Consider the following 15867-nt stretch of genomic DNA (forward strand, 5'->3'; position numbering starts at 1 on the left):
AAATCATATTTGTTCATTTGGTTATGCATTTTAGAGATATACGGTCAGCTTTCCTTGAGGCAATAAAAAAAGGCCGTCGAAACGGCCAAAACCCTTGGTGCACAGAAGATCAACTGTGGGAGCGAGCCTGCTCGCGATAGCGGTGTGTCACTCGACCTCAATACTGGCTGATCGACCGCCTTCGCGAGCAGGCTCGCCCACAGGTTCTGGTTCTGGTTTTGCCTCAGCGATTGGGCTGCGGAGTCAGGCGCAGGTATGGTTTGACGGCGCGATAGCCTTTGGGAAAGCGCTGCTTGAGTTCCTCCTCATCCTTGAGCGACGGCACGATCACCACTTCATCGCCATCCTGCCAGTTGGCCGGCGTGGCGACCTTGTAGTTGTCGGTCAGCTGCAAGGAATCGATCACCCGCAGGATTTCATTGAAGTTGCGTCCGGTGCTCGCCGGGTAGGTGATGGTCAGGCGGATCTTCTTGTTCGGGTCAATCACGAACAGGGAACGCACGGTCAACGTGTCGCTGGCGTTGGGGTGGATCAGGTCGTAGAGGTCGGACACCTTGCGGTCGGCGTCGGCCAGGATCGGAAAATTGACCACGGCATTCTGGGTTTCGTTGATGTCCTCGATCCACTTGTGATGCGAGTCCACCGGGTCTACCGAAAGGGCAATGGCCTTGACGCCGCGCTTGGCGAATTCATCCTTGAGCTTGGCGGTAAGGCCCAACTCGGTGGTGCACACCGGGGTGAAATCCGCTGGATGGGAGAACAACACGCCCCAGCTATCACCGAGCCATTCATGGAAGCGAATCTTGCCGGCGCTGGAATCCTGTTCGAAATCGGGGGCGATGTCGCCGAGTCTGAGGCTCATGGTGCAGCTCCTGGTTAAGTAGTTGTGGCCCAACTGTGCACCGCTTTTCATTGCTTGAAAAAGAATGAATACCCATTTGTTTAGATCTTGATTGAATATAAAAAAGTGTTCACTGGCGCCTTGGGGTATAGCAGACCAAGATCATCGCCGAGGTTTCGAGAAGGCCTCGAGTTGCTGAAAAGAGGAGAAGGTTCGGGGAAGGCTACAGGGGTGGGCCGGACCCAAAACGCAAAAGCCCCGCCCGGCGTGCTGCCGGGTGGGGCTTTTTTTTGTTCTGCATTTGCACTCCGCAAATTATTGCGGCGATTTCAGAATGAGCGGCTAGGATAGGCAGCATGAACACTCAAGCCTTGTTGTCTTATCTGCATCACCATCTCCCTGGGCTGCTGGCGGTTTACCTGTTCGGTAGTCATGCACAGGGCACCGCGGGACCTGATAGCGACGTCGATCTGGCGGTGCTCGTGTCCGGCGAGGTCGACCCTGTTTCGCTGTGGCAGCTCTCAGGAGAGTTGGCGGATATCGCTGGCAGTCCGGTGGACCTGATCGATCTACGCGCGGCAACGACCGTCATGCAATACCAGATCGTGACCCGAGGCCAGCGGCTCTGGGCCAGAGACGTACAGGCGGGTTTGTATGAATGTTTCATTCTCAGCGAAAAAACCGCTCTGGATGAGGCTCGGGCAGATTTGCTCAAGGATATTCAGGAAGAAGGCAGCGTGTATGGCCGATGATGTTTTGATCAACAAGGCAGCAAGTATCGAGCGTTGCGTCGCCAGGGTGCGGGAAGAATAGGAGACGCGGCGGAGTCGGTGCGATAAGCGCCGCAAGCGCGAGAAGGATCCCCGCCCCGAAACACAAAAGCCCCGCCCGGCGTGCTGCCGGGCGGGGCTTTTTTACTTCGCTACGTCTTACATGAAGTTGTAAGTGTAGTTGAAGATCAGGCGGGTCTGATCCTGGTCGGCGATACCGGTGCTGCTGCCACGGTAGGAGCCATGACGCAGGGTAGTGCCGAAGCCCTTGAGCGGGCCTTGCTGGACGACGTAGTCCAGGCGCATGTCGCGTTCCCACTCGGAGGTTTCGCTTCCGCCGGTAGCAGACTTGATGTCGTCACCGTGCAGGTAGGCAATCGCTGCCTTCAGGCCAGGGACGCCCAGGCCGGTGAAGTCGTACGAGTACTGACCAAAGGTGGTGTTCTCACCCGCACGGACGAACTGATGGATCATGCTGTCGGTGAACAGGTAGAAGCTCGATCCACCGGCGCCTTCGTTGCGGCCGCTGTCATTGAGCAGGTTGCCCTGGTTCATGTAGACGAAGCCACCATCGTCGCCAACTTGCTGGTGACCCAACAGGAACGCGCTGCCACCCAGGGTGTAGGTGAACATGGCGCTCCAGGTCTTGTTATCGACCTCGCCCGGGTTCTTGGCATAACCGCCGTTGTTGTTGAAGCGATAGCCTGGGTCGCCGTTACGGCCATCCGAGCTGCTGTCGAAGTAACGCAGGTCAGTCTTGAACGACTGGCCTTCGCTGATCGGGAAAACGTGTACCGCACCCAGGAAGTGCTGCTTGTAGTAATCCTGCAGGTTGGCGTAGTAGTACTGCAGGGTCAGGTCTTTGGTGACTTTCCAGTCAGCACCGGCGTAACGGAACTGGTTGCTGTCCTCGGTACCACCTGCCACTGCCAAGCCCGTGCTGTTGGTACCGGCACGGCCTACGGCGCGCTCCAGTTGACCGGCGTTGAACGTCACGTTGTCCAGGTCCTTGGAGGTGATAGTGCCACCTTCGAAGGTTTGCGGCAGCAGACGGCCATCGTTGGCGACCAGGATCGGCAGGTTAGGCTGCAGAGCACCACCCAGGTGGGCCTCGGTCTTGGAGAAAAGCGCCTTTACGTTGGCCGACCCACGGCTCCAGCTGTGCTCCGCGGACCCGTCGGAGTCACTTGGCGAGAAGGAGTTATTGGCGTCTGGACGCTGACCTTTACCACCATCAAGGTGAAGACCAACCATCGCCTGGGCGTCGATACCAAAACCAACGACACCTTGAGTGAAGCCGGACTTGTAGTCGAACTTCAGGCCGGTCGCCGCTTCACGCTGGTCTTCAGCGCCTTCACGGTTGTCGTTGTCAAAGTACATGGTGCGAGAACTGACGGACGCCTTGCTGTCCTCGATGAAACCGGCGGCGCCTGCCTGCTGCGCCATTACCCCAACGGCCACAGCCAGGGCCAAGGTGGACTTCTTCATGTATCGCTCCTCTCGTTTTCTAATTCTTGTGTGTCTTTGGTTCCGGTTCGAACGCCCGGAATCCGCGGATGCGCGATTAGCGCCAGACCGTGACTGGCAAGTCAACCGTAACCCTTTCGGACTACGACCATGGTCTAACCCCGCGACACCGGCCGGAAGAATAAAGGATTCTTTATAAATCCAAAAAGAATTGTTTCACCAGTTTTCAGCTCGTTTCGACATATGCTTGCCATCAAAGCGTCATCAAGCCCTGACTCGGCTTATCGGCGACGCCGTGGATTCCTGAATGGTGTTTCGTCGGGCCTCGCGCGCGACATGCCAATGCGTGCGCATGCCGCGATCTTGAGGCTCTCCAGACTAGTCGCTGATGGTCTGAAATCAAGAAAGTCGCGGCAGCGTGACGGGATAGGCGGGTTATTTACAGCGATTTTTCGAAGATTTTCGAATTACGCTGATAGTTGTACAACGAAGCCCGCGCCGCCGGCAGGCGGTCGACACTGCTGGGCTCGAAGCCGCGCTCGCGGAACCAGTGTGCGGTCCGGGTCGTCAGCACGAACAGGGTCTTGAGCCCTTGGGCGCGGGCCCGGGTTTCGATCCGCTCCAGCAACTCATCGCCCCGGCCACCGTGGCGGTATTCCGGATTCACGGCCAGGCAGGCGAGTTCCCCGGCATCCGAATCGGCGATCTGGTACAGCGCCGCGCACGCGATGATCATGCCTTCGCGCTCGACCACGCTGAACTGCTCGATCTCGCGCTCCAGCACCTCGCGGGAACGCCGTACCAGAATGCCCTGCTCCTCCAGAGGACTGATCAGGTCCAGCAAGCCGCCGACATCCTCGATGGCGGCTTCGCGCACCACCTCGAATTGTTCTTGGGCCACGAGCGTGCCGCTGCCATCGCGGGTGAACAGTTCGGCCAGCAGCGCACCGTCCTCGGCATAGCTGACGATGTGGCTGCGCGCCACGCCGCCCCGGCAGGCCTGCGCCGCCGCATCGAGCAGCTCGGCCTGGTAGTCACTGCCCAGACGTTGCATATGAGCCGGGACCTGTTGCGGACGCAGCTCGCGAACCAGCCGCCCATCCTCACCGATCAGGCCCTGCTCGGCGCCGAACAACAGGAGTTTGTCGGCGGCCAGATCGATGGCCGCCCGGGTCGCGACGTCTTCACACGCCAGGTTGAAAATCTCCCCGGTCGGTGAATAGCCCAACGGCGACAGCAGAACGATCGAGCGCTCATCCAACAGCCGGTTGATGCCCTTGCGGTCGACCCGACGCACTTCCCCGGTGTGGTGATAGTCCACGCCTTCGAGCACGCCGATCGGCCGCGCGGTAACCAGGTTGCCGCTGGCCACGCGCAACCGCGAGCCTTGCATCGGCGAAGAAGCCATGTCCATCGACAGGCGCGCCTCGATGGCAATGCGCAACTGACCGACCGCCTCGATTACGCACTCCAGGGTCGCGGCATCGGTGATGCGCATGCCATGGTGATAGTGCGGCGTCAGGCCGCGGGCAGCGAGGCGGGTCTCGATTTGCGGACGCGAACCATGCACCAGCACCAGCCGCACGCCGAGGCTGTGCAGCAACACCAGGTCATGGACGATGTTGCCGAAGTTGGGGTGCTCCACCCCGTCGCCAGGCAGCATGACGATGAAGGTGCAATCGCGGTGGGCGTTGATATAGGGCGAAGCGTGACGAAGCCAATTGACGTATTCGGGCATGAACCTGGGCCTGTAATAAATAACAGCCTAAAAAAGACGAAGCGGAACGCACAGCGGGCTGGTGGTTATCGTCGGAACAGGCTTGGCGACACGCGCGCTCTCCTCATGAATACGGGTCCGCAAGCGGACAATTTAACCGGCGCTGGACGGTGTCAGGCAGTAATGGCCGATCAACTGTCGCAACAGCTGCACGGTAGGCTGCAAACGTGACATTTCAAGGTACTCGCCAGGCTGGTGGGCGCAGGCGATATCGCCAGGCCCCAATACCAGGGTTTCGCAACCGAGGCGCTGAAGATAAGGCGCTTCCGTGCCGAACGCCACTGCTTCGGCACGATGCCCGGTGAGCCGTTCGGCCACCCGCACCAGCTCGGCGTCCTCGGCCTGCTCGAACGGGGGCGCTTCGGGGAATAGCGGTGCGTAGTCGATCTTCACCTGGTGGCGTTCGGCGATGGGGTCGAGCTTCTGCCGGATCGCCGCCCGCAGCACCTCTGGATCCATGCCCGGCAGTGGGCGCAGGTCGAACTCCATGGAGCATTGGCCGCAGATCCGGTTGGGATTGTCGCCGCCATGAATGCAGCCGAAATTGAGGGTCGGCTGCGGCACGGTGAACTGTGGATTGCGGAACTCACGCTGCCATTGCAGGCGAAGGCCACGCAGCTCGCCCATGGCGTCGTGCATCGCTTCGAGCGCGCTGCGGCCCAGGCTCGGGTCGGAGGAATGGCCGCTGCGCCCGAGGATGTCGATACGCTCCATCATCACGCCCTTGTGCATGCGGATCGGCTTCAGCCCCGTCGGTTCGCCTATCACCGCCGCGCGTCCGAGCGGCCGCCCGGCCTCGGCCAGGGCACGGGCGCCCGCCATGGAGCTTTCTTCATCGCAGGTGGCGAGGACCAGCAACGGCTGCTTGAACGGCTGGTCCAGCAACGGCCGCACCGCTTCGATGGCCAGGGCGAAAAAACCTTTCATGTCACAACTGCCCAGGCCCACCCAGCGCCCGCCGACCTCGGTGAGCTTGAGCGGGTCGGTCTGCCACAACGCGCCATCGAACGGCACCGTGTCGCTGTGCCCGGCCAGCACCAGCCCGCCGGGCCCCGTGCCGAAGCTGGCGAGAAGGTTGAACTTGCCGGGGCTGACCTGCTGGATATCACAGGAGAATCCCAGTTCCGACAGCCAGCCTGCCAGCAGCTCGATCACGGCGCTGTTGGACTGGTCCAGCTTGGGCTGGGTACAACTGACCGAAGGCGCGGCGATCAGGGCAGCGAACTGATCTTTCATGGACGGCAAAGGCATCGCTGGCTCCCGGGGCTTACAAAATGGGGTCCATCATAGAACCATCGAGAGCAAGGATGGAACCGTTCGGCGCGGAGGGCCGACGAGTCCTGTACACTGCACGACCCTGGCAGCCACATCTTCCCCCGGCTGCGCACCCGATTCCTGGATTTTCCGGCCATGCAGAAAGAAACCGAAATCAAACTCCGCGTCAGCCGCGAGACCCTGGCAGCCTTGCGCGAGCATCCGCTGTTGAAAAAACGCAACAAGAGTGGCTGGGAACGCCACGAATTGATGAACCAGTACTTCGACACGCCGGAACGTGACCTCGCCCGGGCCAAGGTCGCCCTGCGCCTGCGTCGCGATGGCGAAGAAGTCATCCAGACCCTCAAGACCCGCGGCCAGAGCGTTGCCGGCCTGTCCGAGCGCAACGAATACGACTGGCACCTGCCCAAGGCCAAGCTCGACCTGAAGAAGCTCGACGGCGAATGCTGGCCCGAGGCACTGGCGGACCTGGACAAAAAAACCCTCAAGGCGATCTTCACCACTGATTTCGTCCGCGAGCGCGCCGAAATTGCCTGGGGCCGCGGCAAAGCCAAGGTGGTCATCGAGGCCGCCTTGGACCTGGGCCACGTGGTGGTCGGCAAGCAGAAGGAAGAAATCTGCGAGCTGGAACTGGAACTGCGCGAAGGCGAACCCGCCGCCCTGCTGGAACTGGCCGCCGAACTGGCCGCGACCCTGCCCTTGATGCCTTGCGACATCAGCAAGGCTGAACGTGGCTATCGCCTGCATGATGCGAGCAGTTACGCCCTGAGCCTGCCGGCTCCGCAACTGACGGCCGAAACGCCGCTGGACGATGCTTTTGGCGCATTGAGCTGGCATCTGCTGGGCAGCAGCCAGCGCCTGGCCGAGCAATATCGTTTCAACGGCCACTGGCGCCTGTTGCAGGACTGGGTGGAAAACCTCGCCGAACTGCGCGCGTTGCTCAGCAGCCTCGGCCAGGCCGCGCCGCGTCAATCGACCCATGATCTGCGCGTCGCCCTGGATGCGCTGCTGGAAGACTGGCGTCCCCTGGTCCAGGCTGGCCTCGACGACGAAGACGTGCGCAAGGCGGCGCCGGAGCAATTCCTCGAAGAGCTGCAGGACCCGCGCTGGGGCCTCTTCTCTCTTGAAGCTTCGCGTTGGTTGCTGGCCCGCAGCTGGACCGCCGACCGCAACACCCGCGGCAATCGCCAGGGCGCGGCGCAACTGGGCAGCTGGCTGCCGCGCCTGCTCAGCGAAGAAGCTTCGTCGCTGCAACTGCAACGCTACCAGCAACAGCCGGAAGACCTGGCCGAGCAACTGCCGCGCATCGAACGTATCCAGGCCTGGCTGCATCATGCCCGCCAGGTGCTGGAAATTCCTGAGATGGACCGGCTTTACGGCGAATTGAACAAGCTGGCGCAATTGGCCAACGAACCGATCACCGACGAGCTCCTGGATGCGCGCAAGCAACAGGCGATTGCGGTTTACCAGAATCGGGCCTGGAAGACTTTGCTGCGCCTGTGATACCGCCTTCGCGAGCAGGCTCGCTCCCACACTGGATCATGTCGAGATCCCAATGTGGGAGCGAGCCTGCTCGCGAAGGGGCCGGCACATACACCTCGGATCCAACTAGCGCACCACCGGCAAACTCGTCGTCGACTTGATCTCCGACAGCGCCACGATCGAGTTCACCTCCTGAATCCCCGGCACCATCGACAGCTTTTCGAAAAAGAATCGCTCATACGCCTCGATGTCCGCCGTGACGATGCGCAGCAGAAAATCCACCGACCCCATCAGCACGTAGCACTCCAGCACCTCGGGAAACCCGCGGATCGCCTCGGTGAACTCGGTGAAATTCGAGCGACCGTGGGCGTTGAGCTTGATTTCGGCGAAGATCTGCGTGTTCAGGCCGATTTTCTTGCGGTCCAGCAGCGTCACCTGTCCCCGAATGATCCCCTCCTCCTTCATCCGCTGAATCCGACGCCAACAGGGCGACTGGGACAAGCCAACCTGCTCGGCGATCTGCGCGCTGGACAGCGAAGCATCCTCTTGCAGCAACGCCAGTATCCTGCGGTCGAAGCTATCCAGCTCATTGTGCATAAATAAACCTGTAGTTTTCCGATATGCGAATCAGTTTATTCAACATAGGTTCGAAATAGCTCATCTTAGGTAAGAAATACCCTCCGGCGCATGTAAATATTTCTCCCGACCTCCAGGAGACCGAACATGCATCCACTCGCAACCGTATCCGCCGCCCCGACCCGCGCCGACGCCTGGCTCGCCGCCAACGCCCATTGCCGCGTGCATTATCAGATGCAGGCCGAAGCCGAGCCGGACGTGCTGTGTCGAGCATTGAATCTGTTCGCCTTGCAGGGCCTGACGCCACAGCAGGTCCACGTCGAGCGTCAAGACGACCTGCTGAAGCTGGACATTGTCCTGGATGGGCTAAGCTGGCACCGTGCCCAGGTCATTGCTGAAAAATTACGTAACCTGATCAGCATGTGCTCTGTGGACCTGCAGGACGCCGATATCACGCGGGCCGGACGGGTTCTGGCGGCCGGTTGAGGGGGGCGCAGGCAAGAATTGGAAACGCATTGGTCGGGTAGTGGCCCAACGGTCCATAAGGTCGGGACTATTCTTTTGCACAACAAGCCGGGACGCCGAAGCGTCTGCATCGCGGCTTTGCTGCAACTGTCCAATAGGAACCCGAACGCCCATGTCCACCAAACACGCCACTCAGGACCGCTGGCTGGACCTTAACGATCTGCTCCGCCAACTGGTCGCCCAGGGCCTCATCAGCCAGGATTCAGCCGAAACCGCGCTCAACGCTCGGCGCCGGCATAACGCCAACAGCCAGTTGCACCCGCTGGAGTTCATCGCCAACCAGCACCTGGACGACCTCAGCCGACCCGGCAAGCGCCTGGACCTTGAGAACCTGACGCTGTGGCTGGCCCAGCAGGCCGACCAGCCCTACATGCGCATCGACCCGTTGAAGATCAACGTGGCGGCCGTTACGCCGCTGATGTCCTATGCCTTTGCGCAACGTCACAAGATTCTCGCGGTGGCGGTTGACCGTGACGCCGTCACCGTCGCCAGTGCCCAGCCTTACGTCAGCAGTTGGGAAGCCGACCTGACCCACGTGCTCAAGCTGCCGGTCAGGCGGGTGGTCGCCAACCCGGTGGATATCCAGCGCCTGAGCGTGGAATTCTATCGCCTGGCCAAATCCGTCAGCGGCGCTACCACCGTCGATCAGCAACCGAGCAACCTGACCAACTTCGAACAACTGCTCAACCTCGGCGCCAGCGACCAGGAGCCAGACGCCAACGACGCGCATATCGTCAACATCGTCGATTGGCTGTTCCAGTACGCCTTCCAGCAGCGGGCCAGCGATATCCACATCGAACCGCGCCGGGAGCAGGGCACCGTACGCTTTCGCATCGACGGGGTGCTGCACACCGTCTATCAGTTCCCGCCGCAGGTGACGATGGCGATCATCAGTCGCCTGAAAAGCCTGGGGCGCATGAACGTCGCGGAAAAGCGCAAGCCCCAGGATGGTCGCGTCAAAACCAAGACTCCCGACGGCAACGAAGTGGAGTTGCGCTTGTCGACCTTGCCGACCGCGTTCGGCGAAAAAATGGTGATGCGGATCTTCGATCCGGAAGTATTGCTCAAGGATTTCGACCAGCTGGGCTTCTCCGCCGACGACCTGCGTCGCTGGCAGGACATGACCCGCCAGCCCAACGGCATCATTCTGGTCACAGGCCCCACCGGGTCCGGCAAGACCACGACGCTCTACACGACGTTGAAAAAACTGGCGACGCCGGAAGTGAACCTCTGCACCATCGAAGATCCGATCGAGATGGTCGAGGCCTCGTTCAACCAGATGCAGGTCCAGCACAACATCGAGCTGTCTTTCGCGGCGGGCGTACGTGCGTTGATGCGGCAGGACCCGGACATCATCATGATCGGCGAGATCCGTGACCTGGAAACCGCCGAAATGGCGATCCAGGCAGCCCTCACCGGACACCTCGTCCTCTCGACCCTGCACACCAACGACGCGCCGAGCGCCATCAGCCGCCTGCTGGAGCTCGGCGTGCCGCATTACCTGATCAAGGCCACAGTGCTCGGAGTCATGGCCCAGCGCCTGGTGCGTACGTTGTGTCCGCATTGCAAGGCGCCCATCACCCTGGATGAAGACGACTGGCAAACCCTGACGAGGCCCTGGCAGGCCCCGCTGCCGACCAACGCCCAGCAGGCTGTCGGCTGCTCGGAATGCCGCGATACCGGCTACCGGGGGCGGGCCGGGGTGTACGAGATCATGCAGTTGAGCGACAGCGTCAAAGGCCTGATCCACCCAGACACCGACCTGCTCGCCGTGCGCCGCCAGGCCTTCAAGGAAGGCATGCGCAGCCTGCGGCTCTCGGGCGCGCAAAAGGTAGCGGCGGGCCTGACCACGGTCGAAGAAGTACTGCGGGTGACGCCACAGAGTGAACAGAAGTAGCTTGTGGCGAGGGCTGACTGACGGGTCATGGAACTGAATCGAGGCTGCGGCAATCCAAAGTCATAGTTAACCCTGTGGAGTCACCTATCATGCGTCTCAAACTTGCTGTCGCGACCCTGGCCTTGCTTTCTCTTCCTGTTGGCTCGGCAATGGCCGACACGTTTTGGCGTAACGTCATCTCATCCGGTGCGACCACCGGTTCTACCTACCTGACCTTCAAGGACAACAAGCTGATCGTCGCCGCCCAGGACGACGCCGGCAGCTTCGTCGCCAGTGACGGCGGCATCCGTGGCCCCTACCTGGAAGCCGCGATGCAGAAAGTCCGTGCCGACAACCCAGGCCTGCAAGCCACCGACATGGAACTGGCCAACGCGATCCTGGCGAAAAACGCCATCGCCCAGGAATGATGTCCGGCCGATAAAAATGCCGCTCGATTGAGCGGCATTTTTTTTGCCCGACGGACATCTCACAAACCAACGTGGGAGCGAGCCTGCTCGCGAAAGCGGTGTGTCAGCCAACCTCGATGTTGCTGATTTATCGCCTTCGCGAGCAGGCTCGCTCCCACAGGTATCAAGTGTTACTCGCCGATAGCAGCCTTATAGCCGGCAGCATCGAGCAACTTGTCCAACTCGGCCTTGTCGCTTGGCTTGAGCTTGAAGATCCAGGCGCCGTACGGATCGGAGTTCAACAACTCCGGCGAGCCGCCCAACTCTTCATTGATCGCAATCACTTCGCCGGCAATGGGGGCGTAGATGTCGGAAGCGGCCTTGACCGACTCCACCACTCCAGCCTGATCACCAGCAGCAAAAACCTTACCGACCTCGGTCAGCTCGACAAACACCACATCGCCCAAAGCTTCCTGCGCATGGTCGCTGATGCCCACGGTGACGGTATCGTCGGCTTCCAGGCGCGCCCACTCGTGGCTTTCGGCAAAACGCAGTTCGGCGGGGATATCACTCATATTCTGTGTCCTCAAGAGAAAGTGTCAGCGGCCGGCGGCCCGCCGCAAAAGGTTAGATCAGGGTTTTGCCATGGCGGACGAAGGTCGGCTTGACCACCCGTACCGGGTACCACTTGCCACGAATTTCCACCTCGGCACGGTCAGCGGTAGCCATCGGGACACGTGCCAGGGCAATCGACTTGCTAAGCGTAGGAGAAAAACTACCACTGGTGATCTCTCCTTCGCCAACATTGGCGATACGGACCACCTGATGAGCGCGTAGAACACCGCGTTCCTCAAGTACCAGCCCGACCAGTTTGTGCTGCACGCCAGCCGCCAGTTCGGCTTCCAGCGCCGAGCGGCCGATGAACTGGCGACTCGCAGGTTCCCAGGCGATGCTCCAGGCCATGTTGGAGGCCAGCGGCGAAACATCCTGGTGAATGTCCTGGCCATAGAGGTTCATGCCCGCTTCCAGGCGCAAGGTATCGCGAGCTCCAAGGCCGATGGGAGGAATGCCAGCGCCCACCAGATCGTTGAAAAAGCTCGGGGCTTCATGGGCCGGCAGGACGATTTCCAAACCATCTTCACCGGTGTAGCCGGTACGGGCAATGAACCAGTCACCGTCGGCACGGCCTTCGAAGGGCTTGAGCTGCTGGATCAATTGGCCGCGTGATTGCGTGACCAGTTCGGCAATCTTGTGCCGGGCCTGCGGCCCCTGGATGGCCAGCATCGCCAGTTCGGGACGCTCGTGCAGTTGCACATCATATTCACCGAGCTGCGCCTGCATCCAGGCCAGGTCCTGGTCGCGGGTCGAGGCATTGAACACCAGCCGGTAACCGTACTCGACCCGGTAGATGATCATGTCATCGACGATGCCACCGCGCTCATTGAGCATCGTGCTGTACAGCGCACGGCCGGTGTCCTGGAGGCGATCGACGTCATTTGCCAGCAAGCGCTGCAGCCAGGCCTTGGCCTGGGGGCCGGCAACGTCGATCACGGTCATGTGGGACACATCGAACACACCGCAATCGCGGCGCACCTGATGGTGTTCCTCGACCTGCGAGCCGTAGTGCAAAGGCATATCCCAACCGCCAAAATCGACCATCTTCGCGCCAAGGGCGAGATGCAGGTCATACAGAGGCGTACGCTGTCCCATGGGTTTCTCCTTCCGGGCGTGGCGAAGGTGCGGACGGGTACTGCACAGCACGAACGCCTGAAAAAAAGCGCCCTCAGCTACCCGGTCCGACGGACGGACCGCACCGAATGCCGCGCATTGTATCCGCATGCCATGGCACTGGCACCTGGAGCCGCTCTCAATTAATTCAGAACGCGTCGATGAGCCGAGCGCCGTATCAATCCGATGACCGGCAACAGCCCGACCAGCACCAGGGTCAGCGCCGGCAATGCAGCCCGTGCCCACTCCCCCTCGCTGGTCATCTCAAAGACCCGCACTGCCAGCGTGTCCCAGCCGAACGGGCGCATCAGCAGGGTGGCGGGCATTTCCTTGAGCACATCGACAAACACCAGCAACGCCGCGCTCAACGTGCCAGGGAATAGCAACGGCAGATACACTTTGAAAAACAGTCGTGGCCCACTGACGCCAAGGCTTCGTGCGGCCTCGGGCAATGACGGACGAATCCGCGCCAGGCTGCTTTCCAGCGGACCGTAGGCCACGGCCAGGAAACGTATCAGGTAGGCCAGCAGCAACGCCGACAAACTGCCCAACAGTAACGGCTTGCCCGCCCCGCCGAGCAGGGTCGATAGCGGAATGACCAATTCACGGTCCAGATAACTGAACGCAAGCATGATCGACACCGCCAGCACTGAACCCGGCAAGGCATAACCCAGGTTCGCCAGGCCGACACCGGCGCGGATCGGGCGGGTCGGCGCCAAGCGACGGGCGAACGCCAGCAGCAAGGCCACGCAGACGGTGACCAGGGCCGCCAGGCCGCCCAGATAGAGGGTATGGATGATCAACCCGGCATAACGCTCGTCCAGGTCGAACCGACCGCGCTGCCAGAACCACACCACCAGTTGCAGCACCGGAATGACGAACGCGCAAGCGAAAACCAACAGGCACCAGCTGCTGGCCGCCACCGCCTTGAAACCGCGCAAGTGGTAAAGCGCCTTGACCCGGGGCCGTTCGTTGCTGGCCCGCTGTGCTCCCCGGGCACGGCGCTCACCGTAGAGCACCACCATCACCGCCAGCAGCAAGAGACTGGCCAGTTGGGCGGCGCTGGAAAGACTGAAGAAGCCGTACCAGGTTTTATAGATGGCGGTGGTAAAGGTATCGAAGTTGAACACCGACACCGCGCCGAAATCCGCCAGGGTTTCCATCAGCGCCAGCGCCACGCCAGCGCCGATTGCCGGTCGGGCCATCGGCAGCGCCACCCGCCAGAACGCCTGCCAGGGCGATTGGCCGAGGACCCGGGCCGCTTCCATCAATCCCTTGCCTTGGGCCAGGAAGGCGCTTCGCGCGAGCAGATAGACATACGGATAGAACACCAGCACCAACACCAGGATAACCCCTCCGGTCGACCGCACCCGGGGCAGGCGCAAGCCGCTGCCGAACCATTCGCGCATCAGGGTCTGCACCGGGCCGGCAAAATCCAGCAGGCCGACGAAAACAAACGCCAGCACGTAGGCGGGAATCGCGAACGGCAACATCAACGCCCAATCGAGCCAGCGCCGACCGGGAAATTCGCAAAGGCTGGTAAGCCACGCCAGACTGACCCCCAACAACGTCACGCCGACACCCACACCCAGGATCAGCGTCAGGGTATTACCCAGCAGGCGCGGCATCTGGGTCTCCCACAAGTGGGACCAGATCTGCGCATCGATGCTCTGCCAGGACAGCAGCAGCACGCTCAACGGCAACAGCACCAGCGCAGCGACGGCGAAGACCAGGGGATACCAACGGCGTTGGGCGGGGTGGGTCAAGGAAAACTCTCGTAAGACAAACAGTCATTTGGCGAGGGAGCGTGCTCCCGCTGGAGGGCGAAGCCCTCCCGGGATATCTGCCAGGATCTATATGCGGGGGCATGATCCAGGATTTTGGGGCTACTGCGTAGCCCAGCGGGAGCAAGCTCCCTCGCCACGGGTCGTCAATGAGCTGAAAGGTATCGTCTCAGTTCCAGCCGGCACGATCCATCAGGCGAATGGCTTCGGCCTGGCGTTTACCCGCAACTTCCACCGACAGCGTATCGGCCTTGAACTGGCCCCAGGCGGCGACTTCCTTGGACGGCTGGACTTTCGGGTTGGCCGGGAATTCCTGGTTCACGTCGGCGAAGATGCTTTGCGCTTCAGGCGTGGTCATCCATTCCACCAGTTTTTTCGCGGCGTCCGGGTGCGGCGCGTGCTTGGTCAGGCCGATACCCGAGAGGTTGATGTGCACGCCACGGTCCGCCTGGTTCGGCCAGAACAGCTTGACCTTCAAGTCTGGCTTCTGCTGGTGCAGGCGACCGTAGTAATAGGTGTTGACGATGCCAACGTCGCACTGGCCGGCATTGATCGCCTCAAGCAGCGCGGTGTCGTCGGAGAATACGTCGGTGGACAGGTTCCTGACCCAGCCTTTGAGGATCGCCTCGGTTTTTTCAGCACCATGGGTTTCGATCAGGGTCGCGGTCAGCGACTGGTTGTAGACCTTTTTCGAGGTCCGCAGGCACAAGCGGCCTTCCCATTCCTTGCCGGCCAGCGCTTCGTAAGTGGTCAGCTCACCCGGTTTGACCCGGTCAGTCGAGTAGGCAATGGTCCGCGCACGCAGGCTCAGGCCGGTCCAGGCGTGGGACGACGCACGATACTGAGGGGGAATGTTGGCATCGATTACCGGCGAGGTGAACGGCTGCAGAATGCCCATCTGCTCGGCTTGCCAGAGGTTGCCGGCGTCGACGGTCAGCAGCAGGTCGGCGGTGGCATTTTTGTCTTCGGCCTTGATCCGCTGCATCAGGGGCGCTTCCTTGTCGGTGATGAACTTCACCGCGACGCCGGTCTTCTTGGTGTAGGCATCGAAAACCGGTTTGATCAGCTCATCGATGCGCGACGAATAGACCACCACCTCATCGGCAGCCTGGGCGACGGAAGTGCCGATCAGGGTCAGTGCGAGGGCGGACAGCAGGCGTTTGGTGGCCGACATGGTAGCGGTCTCTCGATTGTGAACAGAGCGCAAATGATAAGGACTCACATTTAGCACCACAATCGAACAGTGGGTAGACACGTTTCCAAATGTTGCACAGGTGGGATGGGGGGTGGCTGTTCCGGCCTTATCGCGAGCGGGCTCGCTCCCACAGGCTCCACTGGATCAAATGTGGGAGCGAGCCT

14 protein-coding genes and 1 pseudogene are annotated in these 15867 nt (G+C 61.1%); 6 read left to right on the top strand and 9 right to left on the bottom strand.

Annotated features, from left to right (window positions below; translation table 11 throughout):
- Nucleotides 1–223: 223 nt before the first annotated feature.
- The gene (locus J3P97_RS26150; protein ID WP_003206652.1) at nucleotides 224–862 is read right to left on the bottom strand and encodes a peroxiredoxin; all 639 of its coding nucleotides are present in this window, start codon (nucleotides 860–862) and stop codon (nucleotides 224–226) included.
- Between the two features lie 335 nt (nucleotides 863–1197).
- On the opposite strand from J3P97_RS26150, the gene mntA reads away from it, so the two are divergent.
- Both mntA and J3P97_RS26160 read left to right on the top strand, forming a co-directional pair.
- Complete coding sequence (gene mntA / locus J3P97_RS26155) at nucleotides 1198–1593, top strand: type VII toxin-antitoxin system MntA family adenylyltransferase antitoxin (protein WP_434673080.1); 396 nt, start codon at nucleotides 1198–1200, stop codon at nucleotides 1591–1593.
- Nucleotides 1583–1651: pseudogene (locus tag J3P97_RS26160) on the top strand (type VII toxin-antitoxin system HepT family RNase toxin); the annotation flags it as partial. The gene mntA and the pseudogene J3P97_RS26160, both read left to right, overlap by 11 nt.
- A 119-nt stretch (nucleotides 1652–1770) precedes the next feature.
- Here the strand turns inward: J3P97_RS26160 and J3P97_RS26165 are convergent.
- The 3 genes from J3P97_RS26165 to argE all read right to left on the bottom strand — a co-directional run bounded on the left by J3P97_RS26165 (nucleotide 1771) and on the right by argE (nucleotide 6106).
- On the bottom strand, nucleotides 1771–3099 hold the full coding sequence (locus tag J3P97_RS26165) for an OprD family outer membrane porin (RefSeq protein ID WP_434602188.1): 1329 nt from the start codon (nucleotides 3097–3099) through the stop codon (nucleotides 1771–1773).
- A gap of 418 nt (nucleotides 3100–3517) precedes the next feature.
- A complete protein-coding gene (gene argA / locus J3P97_RS26170) occupies nucleotides 3518–4816 on the bottom strand; it encodes an amino-acid N-acetyltransferase (protein ID WP_434673081.1) in 1299 nt (432 codons plus the stop codon).
- A 132-nt stretch (nucleotides 4817–4948) separates the two neighbouring features.
- A complete protein-coding gene (gene argE, locus J3P97_RS26175; protein ID WP_434673082.1) occupies nucleotides 4949–6106 on the bottom strand; it encodes an acetylornithine deacetylase in 1158 nt (385 codons plus the stop codon).
- A 159-nt stretch (nucleotides 6107–6265) separates the two neighbouring features.
- Here argE and J3P97_RS26180 point away from each other — a divergent pair, with 159 nt between their 5' ends.
- Nucleotides 6266–7633 carry an inorganic triphosphatase gene (locus J3P97_RS26180; RefSeq protein ID WP_434571045.1) on the top strand — a complete coding sequence of 456 codons (1368 nt, stop codon included), beginning with the start codon at nucleotides 6266–6268 and terminating at the stop codon, nucleotides 7631–7633.
- 105 nt (nucleotides 7634–7738) lie between these two features.
- Here the strand turns inward: J3P97_RS26180 and J3P97_RS26185 are convergent, their stop codons facing one another.
- Entirely contained in the window at nucleotides 7739–8209 is a 471-nt protein-coding gene (locus J3P97_RS26185) for an Lrp/AsnC family transcriptional regulator (RefSeq protein WP_434571043.1), read from the bottom strand.
- Nucleotides 8210–8335: 126 nt separating this feature from the next.
- On the opposite strand from J3P97_RS26185, the gene J3P97_RS26190 reads away from it, so the two are divergent.
- From J3P97_RS26190 to J3P97_RS26200, 3 genes are all read left to right on the top strand, one after another.
- On the top strand, nucleotides 8336–8674 hold the full coding sequence (locus J3P97_RS26190; protein ID WP_434673083.1) for a hypothetical protein: 339 nt from the start codon (nucleotides 8336–8338) through the stop codon (nucleotides 8672–8674).
- A 151-nt stretch (nucleotides 8675–8825) separates the two neighbouring features.
- Nucleotides 8826–10610: a GspE/PulE family protein gene (locus J3P97_RS26195; RefSeq protein WP_305498037.1), complete on the top strand. Its 1785-nt coding sequence runs from the start codon at nucleotides 8826–8828 to the stop codon at nucleotides 10608–10610.
- Nucleotides 10611–10699: 89 nt separating this feature from the next.
- Nucleotides 10700–11017, top strand: coding sequence for a DUF2388 domain-containing protein (locus J3P97_RS26200; RefSeq protein ID WP_186633889.1), 318 nt, complete (start codon nucleotides 10700–10702; stop codon nucleotides 11015–11017).
- A gap of 170 nt (nucleotides 11018–11187) precedes the next feature.
- On the opposite strand, the gene gcvH is transcribed toward J3P97_RS26200, so the two are convergent.
- From gcvH to J3P97_RS26220, 4 genes are all read right to left on the bottom strand, one after another.
- On the bottom strand, nucleotides 11188–11571 hold the full coding sequence (gene gcvH / locus J3P97_RS26205; RefSeq protein WP_434673084.1) for a glycine cleavage system protein GcvH: 384 nt from the start codon (nucleotides 11569–11571) through the stop codon (nucleotides 11188–11190).
- 52 nt (nucleotides 11572–11623) lie between these two features.
- The gene (gcvT, locus tag J3P97_RS26210; RefSeq protein WP_305498035.1) at nucleotides 11624–12706 is read right to left on the bottom strand and encodes a glycine cleavage system aminomethyltransferase GcvT; all 1083 of its coding nucleotides are present in this window, start codon (nucleotides 12704–12706) and stop codon (nucleotides 11624–11626) included.
- Nucleotides 12707–12867: 161 nt separating this feature from the next.
- A complete protein-coding gene (locus J3P97_RS26215; protein WP_434673085.1) occupies nucleotides 12868–14490 on the bottom strand; it encodes an ABC transporter permease in 1623 nt (540 codons plus the stop codon).
- Nucleotides 14491–14677: 187 nt separating this feature from the next.
- On the bottom strand, nucleotides 14678–15682 hold the full coding sequence (locus tag J3P97_RS26220) for an extracellular solute-binding protein (RefSeq protein ID WP_434673086.1): 1005 nt from the start codon (nucleotides 15680–15682) through the stop codon (nucleotides 14678–14680).
- Between the last annotated feature and the right edge of the window lie 185 nt (nucleotides 15683–15867).

Origin of the sequence: Pseudomonas sp. R1-15, assembly GCF_051132085.1 — a bacterium.
Taxonomy (GTDB): domain Bacteria; phylum Pseudomonadota; class Gammaproteobacteria; order Pseudomonadales; family Pseudomonadaceae; genus Aquipseudomonas.

Excerpts from the sequence above, each read along its gene's own strand:
- J3P97_RS26150 (WP_003206652.1), bottom strand. The coding sequence starts at position 862 with ATGAGCCTCAGACTCGGCGACATCGCCCCCGATTTCGAACAGGATTCC.
- argE (WP_434673082.1), bottom strand. The coding sequence starts at position 6,106 with ATGCCTTTGCCGTCCATGAAAGATCAGTTCGCTGCCCTGATCGCCGCG.
- J3P97_RS26185 (WP_434571043.1), bottom strand. The coding sequence starts at position 8,209 with ATGCACAATGAGCTGGATAGCTTCGACCGCAGGATACTGGCGTTGCTG.
- J3P97_RS26165 (WP_434602188.1), bottom strand. The coding sequence starts at position 3,099 with ATGAAGAAGTCCACCTTGGCCCTGGCTGTGGCCGTTGGGGTAATGGCG.
- J3P97_RS26200 (WP_186633889.1), top strand. The coding sequence starts at position 10,700 with ATGCGTCTCAAACTTGCTGTCGCGACCCTGGCCTTGCTTTCTCTTCCT.
- J3P97_RS26220 (WP_434673086.1), bottom strand. The coding sequence starts at position 15,682 with ATGTCGGCCACCAAACGCCTGCTGTCCGCCCTCGCACTGACCCTGATC.
- mntA (WP_434673080.1), top strand. The coding sequence starts at position 1,198 with ATGAACACTCAAGCCTTGTTGTCTTATCTGCATCACCATCTCCCTGGG.
- gcvT (WP_305498035.1), bottom strand. The coding sequence starts at position 12,706 with ATGGGACAGCGTACGCCTCTGTATGACCTGCATCTCGCCCTTGGCGCG.
- gcvH (WP_434673084.1), bottom strand. The coding sequence starts at position 11,571 with ATGAGTGATATCCCCGCCGAACTGCGTTTTGCCGAAAGCCACGAGTGG.
- J3P97_RS26190 (WP_434673083.1), top strand. The coding sequence starts at position 8,336 with ATGCATCCACTCGCAACCGTATCCGCCGCCCCGACCCGCGCCGACGCC.
- argA (WP_434673081.1), bottom strand. The coding sequence starts at position 4,816 with ATGCCCGAATACGTCAATTGGCTTCGTCACGCTTCGCCCTATATCAAC.
- J3P97_RS26180 (WP_434571045.1), top strand. The coding sequence starts at position 6,266 with ATGCAGAAAGAAACCGAAATCAAACTCCGCGTCAGCCGCGAGACCCTG.
- J3P97_RS26195 (WP_305498037.1), top strand. The coding sequence starts at position 8,826 with ATGTCCACCAAACACGCCACTCAGGACCGCTGGCTGGACCTTAACGAT.